We start from the raw sequence: 1355 nt of genomic DNA, 5'->3' as shown, positions 1-1355 counted from the left end.
TTTGCCTTTTGCCTTTTGCCTCTTGCCTTTTGCCTTTTGCCTTTTGCCTTTTGCCTTTTCCTAAGGGATTCTGTTCACAACTCAAATGGAAATTCTAAATGAAACTAACTGGACAGCAATATCAACAATTAACGAATGCTTTACTTGATGCTTTCCCATTAAAAATAAGACTTGCTGAATTAGTTGAATATAAATTCAGCAAAAATCTAGATTCTATTGCGATGGGAGATGACTTAAAAGAAATTGTATTTAAGTTAATTAAAGCTGCTCAAGCAGAAGGATGGGTTGATAAATTAATTGCAGGTGCCCGTGAATCGAATCCAGGTAACCCAGCGTTATTCGCCTTTGCCCAGGAGTTTAATATTGCGATTGCTATGCCGCAACCGCTATTAGCAAAAGGTCGATTAGAAAGACTGATTAAGAAAACTAATTCTTTTTTAGATGTAAATCAGTGGCGGGAAAAGTTAGGTCAAATTGAAGGGCAAGTCTGTCGTGTAGAAGTTACGAATAAGGATAATAGTCTGGAATTTGGGACAGGTTTTCTGATTGCTCCCAATGTGGTTATTACTAATTACCATGTGGTGGAATCGGTAATTTTAAAACAAGCAACGTCTAGTAATGTTATCCTGCGTTTTGACTACAAGCAGTTAGGGGATGGTAAAGTTATCAATCCTGGTAAGGAGTATCGCTTAGTAGAGGATGACTGGCTAATTGATCAAAGTCCTTATACCAACAATCCATTACCAACCCCTGAGCAATTGGATTATGCCTTGCTGAGAGTAGATGGAGTTCCTGGGGAAGAACCGATTGGGAAAAATCCCGATCCCAATTCTCCAAAGCGCCAGTGGATTGAGTTACCCCAACAGCCATATTATCAGTTTGTGCCCAATACTCCACTGTTTATTGTGCAGCATCCCCAGGCCGAACCCTTAAAATTGGCCTTTGACACCGAGGCTATTATTACTATTAACGAGAATGGTACAACGGTTAAGTATAAAACCAATACCGAACCCGGTTCCTCTGGTTCTCCATGTTTTGATATTAACTGGAATTTAGTAGCCCTGCATCATAGTGGTGACCCAAGCTGGAATCCTAGTTATAACGCTGGCAGTCCTTTCAGTGCTATTTGTGAGCGGTTAGAGAAGCAAGGGTTATTGACAGATTTACTTAAAGGTGAAGCAATGTGGTGAATGGTTGTCTGTAAGCTATCAGCATTCAGCTATCAGCATTCAGCTATCAGCATTCAGCTGATGCGCTACGCGCTGCATCGCTACTTGAGGTGCTTTTGAATACAACAGGTAAGCATTTGTTTAATCTGAGTTAACTCCCAGGGTCGAAGCCTGTGCCACGGCTGA

Annotated in this window: 1 protein-coding gene; it reads left to right on the top strand. The window is 41.0% G+C overall.

Features of this window, described 5'->3' with window-relative positions; genetic code table 11:
• Window positions 1-98 precede the first annotated feature (98 nt).
• Window positions 99-1190, top strand: a complete 1092-nt coding sequence (locus tag F6K20_RS38690; RefSeq protein ID WP_009149141.1) for an effector-associated domain EAD1-containing protein — start codon at window positions 99-101, stop codon at window positions 1188-1190.
• Window positions 1191-1355: the final 165 nt, after the last annotated feature.

Source organism: Moorena sp. SIO2C4, assembly GCF_010672485.1.
Taxonomy (GTDB): Bacteria; Cyanobacteriota; Cyanobacteriia; order Cyanobacteriales; family Coleofasciculaceae; genus Moorena; species Moorena producens.
The sequence above is the reverse complement of the archived record's forward strand: the minus strand, read 5'-3'. Positions and strand labels throughout refer to the sequence as shown.